This is a genomic window from Lactobacillus kalixensis DSM 16043 (genome assembly GCF_001434335.1).
Lineage (GTDB): Bacteria > Bacillota > Bacilli > Lactobacillales > Lactobacillaceae > Lactobacillus > Lactobacillus kalixensis.
Map to the genome: position 1 here is coordinate 1 of NZ_AZFM01000053.1, position 6166 is coordinate 6166.

Genomic DNA, 6166 nt, shown 5'->3' on the forward strand with positions numbered 1-6166 from the left:
TATATGACAGAAAACGGAGCTAAGATAGGTACCTTATTTTTAGACGCTTACAAAATAGGAAACCAACAGAGATAAGGTTTTGAGCGCTTTTGCATTTTTCTTAGAAAATAAACAGTTAATAAAAAGTGTTTCACCCTCTTGAAGGTGACGTAACGTAATGCTCTATAATTCTTATGAATCGAATTTTGAGTATACGGAGGAATTAGGAACATATGAAAGTTATTGTTACTGGTGGGGCTGGTTTTATTGGCTCAAACTTCATTTTTTATATGATGAAGAAGCACCCAGATTACGAAATTATTTGCTTAGATAAATTGACCTACGCAGGTAATTTATCAACCTTGAAGGACGTGATGGATAATCCTAACTTCAAGTTTGTTAAGTTGGATATCTGCGATCGCGCTGGTGTTTACAAGTTATTCGAAGAAGAAAAGCCCGATGTAGTTGTTAACTTTGCTGCAGAAAGCCACGTTGACCGTTCAATCGAAAATCCAGAGATTTTCCTTGAAACTAACATTATTGGTACCTCAGTCTTAATGGATGCTTGCCGCAAGTACGGTATCAAGCGATTCCACCAAGTATCAACCGATGAAGTATATGGTGATTTACCACTTGATCGTCCAGATCTTTTCTTCCACGAAGACACACCACTTCATACTTCTAGCCCTTATTCATCAAGTAAGGCTAGTGCGGACTTACTCGTTGGAGCATATGGCAGAACTTATAATTTGCCAGTAACTATTTCACGTTGTTCTAACAACTATGGCCCATACCAATTCCCAGAGAAGTTGATTCCATTGATGATTCAACGCGCTTTAAACAATGAAAAGTTGCCAGTCTATGGTGATGGTGAAAACGTCCGTGACTGGCTCTACGTTGAAGATCACTGTAAGGCAATTGATCTGATTTTGGAAAACGGCAAGCCTGGTGAAGTCTACAACATTGGTGGTCATAACGAAATGCACAACATCGCCATTGTCAAGCTTATTTGTGACTACTTAGATAAGCCATACTCATTAATTGAACACGTTACTGACCGTAAGGGGCATGACCGCCGCTACGCCATTGATCCAGAAAAGATCCACAACGAACTTGGCTGGCTTCCAGAAACAATGTTCAAAGATGGTATCAAGAAGACTATTCAATGGTATCTCGATAACAAAGAATGGTGGGAAAACATTATCTCTGGTGATTACCAAAATTACTACGAAGAAATGTATGGCGACAGAAAGGTTTTAGACAAGGACTAACTTATGAAGGGAATTATTTTAGCGGGTGGTTCTGGCACTCGTCTTTATCCGTTAACTTTAGTAACCAGTAAGCAATTATTGCCTGTCTATGATAAACCAATGATTTACTATCCTTTATCAACTTTGATGTTAGCAGGGATTAAGGATATTTTGATTATTTCTACGCCAGCTGATACTCCACGCTTTGAAGAATTGCTTGGTGATGGTTCACAATTTGGCATTAAGTTATCATACAAGGTTCAACCCAGTCCTGATGGCTTAGCTCAAGCATTTACCTTAGGTGAAGAGTTCATTAATGGCGAACCTTGTGCCATGATTTTGGGTGACAATATTTTCTACGGCAATGGCTTTACTCGTTTGCTTAATCAAGCTGCTCAAGACGCCCAAGATGGTCGCGCTACCGTCTTTGGCTACTATGTTAACGACCCAGAACGCTTTGGTGTTGTTGATTTTGATGAAAATGGCAAGGCAATTTCTATTGAAGAAAAGCCTGAAAATCCTAAGAGCAACTATGCAGTGACTGGCCTTTACTTCTACCCAGCTGGCGTTAGTGAAAAGGCTGAGCAAGTTAAGCCAAGTGCGCGCGGAGAAGTTGAAATTACTAGCTTGAATGATATGTATCTTCAAGAAGGTAACTTAGATGTTCAACTATTAGGTCGAGGCTATGCCTGGCTTGATACCGGGACAATGCACAGCTTAGTTGATGCATCGAACTACGTTAAGATGGTTGAAGAGCGCCAAGGCGTTTCAGTATCAGCTCCTGAAGAAATTGCATACATTCACAAATGGATCAGTAAAGACCAATTGCTTGAAGCAGCAGAGCATTATGGCAAGAGTCCATATGGTCAACACTTGAAGTCTGTTGCTGAAGGTAAATTACGTTATTAATTTTTAGGAAGAAGAACTATAATGGGACAAATTAAAGTTGAAAAGAATGTCGGTGGAATTGAAGGTTTAGCAGTAATCACCCCAACTGTTCATGGGGATGATCGTGGATACTTCATGGAAACTTTTAACCAAAGAGACATGATGGACGCCGGCTTTAGCATTAACTTCGTACAAGACAATCAATCAAGCTCAACTAAGGGTGTACTTCGTGGTTTACACTTCCAAAAGCATTATCCACAAGTTAAGTTGGTTCGTGCAGTTCGCGGTAGTGTATTCGACGTTGCAGTTGACCTTAGAAGTGAATCAAAGACTTATGGCAAGTGGTATGGTGTTGAGTTAACTGCTGAAAACAAGAAGCAATTCTTAATTCCACAAGGTTTTGCACATGGTTTTCTTGTTTTAAGTGATATCGCTGAATTTTGTTACAAAGTTAACGACTTCTGGCATCCAAATGATGAAGGTGGTATGGCTTGGAATGATCCAGAAATTGGCATTGAATGGCCACACCTTAAGGGTGATTACCCAGGTAGCGCAGATGCCAGTGGTTATACTTTAGATGATGGTACTAAGTTGAACATGGCAGAACGTGATCAAGAATGGCTTGGCTTAAAGGATACTTTCAAGTTTTAATTAGTGAGGCAAATTAATGAAAGCTTTTGTAACTGGGGTTAATGGTCAACTTGGCCATGATGTGATGAATGAATTAGCAAAGCGCGGCTATGAAGGTGTAGGTTCAGATCTTGCTCCTGAATATAGTGGTGTTTCTGATGGTACTAGCGTAACTAAGATGCCATACATTTCTTTAGACATTACTGACAAAGATGCTGTGGATAAGGTGATTACTGAAGTTAATCCAGATGTAATTATCCACTGTGCTGCATGGACTGCAGTTGATATGGCTGAAGATGATGATAAGGTGGCAGCAGTTCGCAGAGTTAACGTTGATGGTACACAAAATATTGCAAATGTTGCTAAGAAACTTGATGTACCAATGGTTTATCTCTCAACTGATTACGTCTTTGATGGACAAGGTACTAAGCCATGGAAACCTGACTTTAAGGGATATAAGCCTTTGAATGTTTATGGTGAAACTAAGCTTGGCGGTGAAGAGGCAGTCGCTAATACTTTAGACAAGTATTTTATCGTTAGAATTGCTTGGGTCTTCGGCGTTAATGGTTCTAACTTCATTAAGACAATGCTTAAGGTTGGTTCTACCCACGATGAAGTTAAGGTGGTTAACGACCAAATAGGTACGCCAACTTACACTTTTGACTTAGCTCGTTTACTTGTGGATATGGTCGAGACCGATAAGTATGGTTACTACCACGCAACTAACGCAGAGTTACCAGCAACTGAAAGTGGCTATGACGCAAATGGTACTAAGACTGGCTACATTTCTTGGTATGACTTTACTAAAGAAATCTACCGTCAAGCAGGTTACAAGACTAAAGTTACTCCTGTAACTACTGCTGAATACGGTTTGTCAAAGGCAGTTCGTCCATTTAATTCCCGCCTTGATAAGAGTAAGCTTGAAGAAAATGGCTTTGAGCCACTTCCAACTTGGACAGATGCTGTGAAGAGATACCTTGAAATCTTGAGAAAAGACGGCTTTTTTGACGAATTGAAAAAGTAGAATTTAAAGCTAAATAATTTTATTTTTTAAATCGATCTAGTATGTTTGCTAGGTCGATTTTTTTGATAGATACACTGAAAAAATTATGGGTCTATATAATTTCGTGTGTAAATAGGGCTTCAATATCTTGTTTTCTTTCTGCTACATTCCATCAAACGCAAGAAGAAATATTCATCATCTGGATAACCATATCCTTGTCTACGTTCAGTTTTGATTTTGTTATTGATGCCTTCTAATTTTCCTGTTGAAATATGATACCTGGCAAATGTGTAGATTCCTTGAAGATGATTCTCCAATAAACGAGCAAACCAGCTAAAACGGTTATTATTTGTATCTTTACAGATATCAATAATTTCTTGGATTCTAACACACATTTCAACTTCATTAGTTGATTTATATGCTTCATCAAGCTGTTCTTTTACGAAATCGATTGTAAAGAACAGCTTATTTTCTTCTAGTAAGTTCTCGTAACGATCTTCATTACCACCTTTGGCTTTAAATTCAGGCTTATTGAATAGTTGACCAGCCTTTGAGACTAGTTTGCCGGCACTAGCATCGTTATCTTTTTGAATTAAAGTTGAGCGTTTGGACATGAAGATATATTTTGTCTTCTTAAGGTGAGCAGCTTCTTCATCTTTACCTTCTTCAATTAGTCGTCTCTGCTCATCTTTGCGCACTGCGGTAATGACTTTATCATTAAAGTTTTTGATAATGTGGAAGTGATCATAGACTATGTCGATGGCTGGACACTTCTCTTTAAAAGCTTCTTCAAAATTAGAATTCATATCGCAGCTAACTGCTTTGACTTTAGCCATCCATTCTTGACCAACATGTTTAATGAAGTCATATACAACAGCCTTTTTCTTGCCATGAGCTAGATAAAGTATGTGGCCAGTTTCCAGATCAATAATTACTGTCGCATATTTATAGCCATTATGAAGCTTGAATTCATCTATTGCTAGGTAGTTAGCTTGTCTCTCAGGTTTGATAAGCTTATCATTGACTGTAAATTTTTTCTTTAATAGTTCTTTATGGATAGACTTAACAGTCATTTTATCTAAACCAGTAATAAAAGCAGCCGTCTTAAGAGTCATTCCCCACTCAAGTAGGCTAATTGTGTAATCCTTTAATGCCCTGGTAATCCGATGTCTTTTATCCTTAAAAGGAATTTTTGGTGACCAAGAACTGAAAGAACAGTCATTGTTTAAGCAACGTAAACGTGGATAAGAGACACGAATAAGAGAACGCATCTCACCAATAGGTACATGATTGAGCGTAACTGTGAGAGAACCGTTTTTGACCATTTTCTTTGCGCATTTTGGACAAACCTTATCAGAGCTGATATCCAGTATCCCTGAAAACACTAAAAGTTTAATTTCACGTATACGAGGAAAGCGTCTAGTGCCAAAGTTAACATGCTTTGTTAAAGAAGAGGCTATCTCAGTTTGTTTAAATTCGGGTATTCCAGAATCAAAAAATAAAACACCACATTCAGGAACAAAGTATTCTTGAGTGGTGGTGTTAGTTTCGGTATAATTCATGTAAGAGGACCTCTTTTTAATGTATTGTGTGGTAACTAACATTATAGAGGAAGTCCTCTTTTTTTGTCTAAATTAATAAGAAACTAAAATGGTTTTACACATGAAATATACTGAGCAGCATTTTTTGTTGTTACAAGCTGTATATTTTATTCTATTAAGTTATGAAGATTGGGCTTTCTTATGAAATAATCAAATATTATACAGATTAATCAACCTAAATTAATTGCTCATAGTCTCAAAAAACAATAAATTTGAAAATAGTAACTAAAATTTTTAATCGGATGGTATTGTACTCAATTAGTCCATATCTAATATACATTGAATGCAAAAAGATAAAGCATCGTGATCCATTATAATCGAATCTTGAGGAAATGAATTCTTAGGTTGATATGTGATACCAGTTGCTGATCGAGGAATTAATGTATGTTCCCATAAATTTCTATCTGATTTTACCAAATCACATAAATTATCACATAGGTATTTATCTAAATAATTAGTAAATACATTTTTAGAAAAAATTTTGGTGTTTCTCCAAGCGTCTTTTATTTCTGGTACAATATTTAACTTGTTATTTTCCCAATTGCTAATGACACTTTTATCAAATTTACTTAAACTATGCAGATCCATTTCATTAGCATTAATAAAAATTGACAGAGTAGATGCAATCGTATTTTGTGGTTTTGCTTTATAATTGATCTTAGTAGTGATTTCGGCTTGTGTCATTGGAATGCTAGTATGCATAGCATAATCACGTAATACCTTCATATTTTTTTCGCTATTTTTATTTTCTAAATCTATAACGCAAATTGCAATAATAAGTTGGACACTTTATGCAGCTTGATAGATGTTATCTA

The 6166-nt window shown here is 36.8% G+C and carries 6 protein-coding genes; 4 read left to right on the plus strand and 2 right to left on the minus strand.

From position 1 onward, the window contains the following. Nucleotides 1-212 precede the first annotated feature (212 nt). The 4 genes from rfbB to rfbD are packed head-to-tail and all read left to right on the plus strand — an operon-like array spanning nucleotide 213 to nucleotide 3771. Complete coding sequence (gene rfbB, locus FC46_RS09350; RefSeq protein WP_057800091.1) at nucleotides 213-1250, plus strand: dTDP-glucose 4,6-dehydratase; 1038 nt, start codon at nucleotides 213-215, stop codon at nucleotides 1248-1250. A 3-nt stretch (nucleotides 1251-1253) separates the two neighbouring features. Beyond that, on the plus strand, nucleotides 1254-2138 hold the full coding sequence (gene rfbA / locus FC46_RS09355) for a glucose-1-phosphate thymidylyltransferase RfbA (RefSeq protein WP_057800093.1): 885 nt from the start codon (nucleotides 1254-1256) through the stop codon (nucleotides 2136-2138). Between the two features lie 21 nt (nucleotides 2139-2159). Continuing rightward, on the plus strand, nucleotides 2160-2768 hold the full coding sequence (rfbC, locus tag FC46_RS09360; RefSeq protein WP_057800094.1) for a dTDP-4-dehydrorhamnose 3,5-epimerase: 609 nt from the start codon (nucleotides 2160-2162) through the stop codon (nucleotides 2766-2768). Nucleotides 2769-2784: 16 nt separating this feature from the next. After that, a complete protein-coding gene (rfbD, locus tag FC46_RS09365) occupies nucleotides 2785-3771 on the plus strand; it encodes a dTDP-4-dehydrorhamnose reductase (protein WP_057800097.1) in 987 nt (328 codons plus the stop codon). 119 nt (nucleotides 3772-3890) lie between these two features. Here the strand turns inward: rfbD and FC46_RS09370 are convergent, their stop codons facing one another. Continuing rightward, on the minus strand, nucleotides 3891-5312 hold the full coding sequence (locus FC46_RS09370; protein WP_057800099.1) for an ISL3 family transposase: 1422 nt from the start codon (nucleotides 5310-5312) through the stop codon (nucleotides 3891-3893). Nucleotides 5313-5609: 297 nt separating this feature from the next. Next, nucleotides 5610-6077 (minus strand): hypothetical protein, encoded by a 468-nt coding sequence (locus tag FC46_RS09375; protein WP_157046825.1) that lies wholly within the window; start codon nucleotides 6075-6077, stop codon nucleotides 5610-5612. Nucleotides 6078-6166 lie beyond the last annotated feature (89 nt).

Coding starts and splice junctions, on each gene's coding strand:
- rfbC (WP_057800094.1), top strand. CDS start 2,160: ATGGGACAAATTAAAGTTGAAAAGAATGTCGGTGGAATTGAAGGTTTA.
- rfbA (WP_057800093.1), top strand. CDS start 1,254: ATGAAGGGAATTATTTTAGCGGGTGGTTCTGGCACTCGTCTTTATCCG.
- FC46_RS09370 (WP_057800099.1), bottom strand. CDS start 5,312: ATGAATTATACCGAAACTAACACCACCACTCAAGAATACTTTGTTCCT.
- rfbB (WP_057800091.1), top strand. CDS start 213: ATGAAAGTTATTGTTACTGGTGGGGCTGGTTTTATTGGCTCAAACTTC.
- FC46_RS09375 (WP_157046825.1), bottom strand. CDS start 6,077: ATGAAGGTATTACGTGATTATGCTATGCATACTAGCATTCCAATGACA.
- rfbD (WP_057800097.1), top strand. CDS start 2,785: ATGAAAGCTTTTGTAACTGGGGTTAATGGTCAACTTGGCCATGATGTG.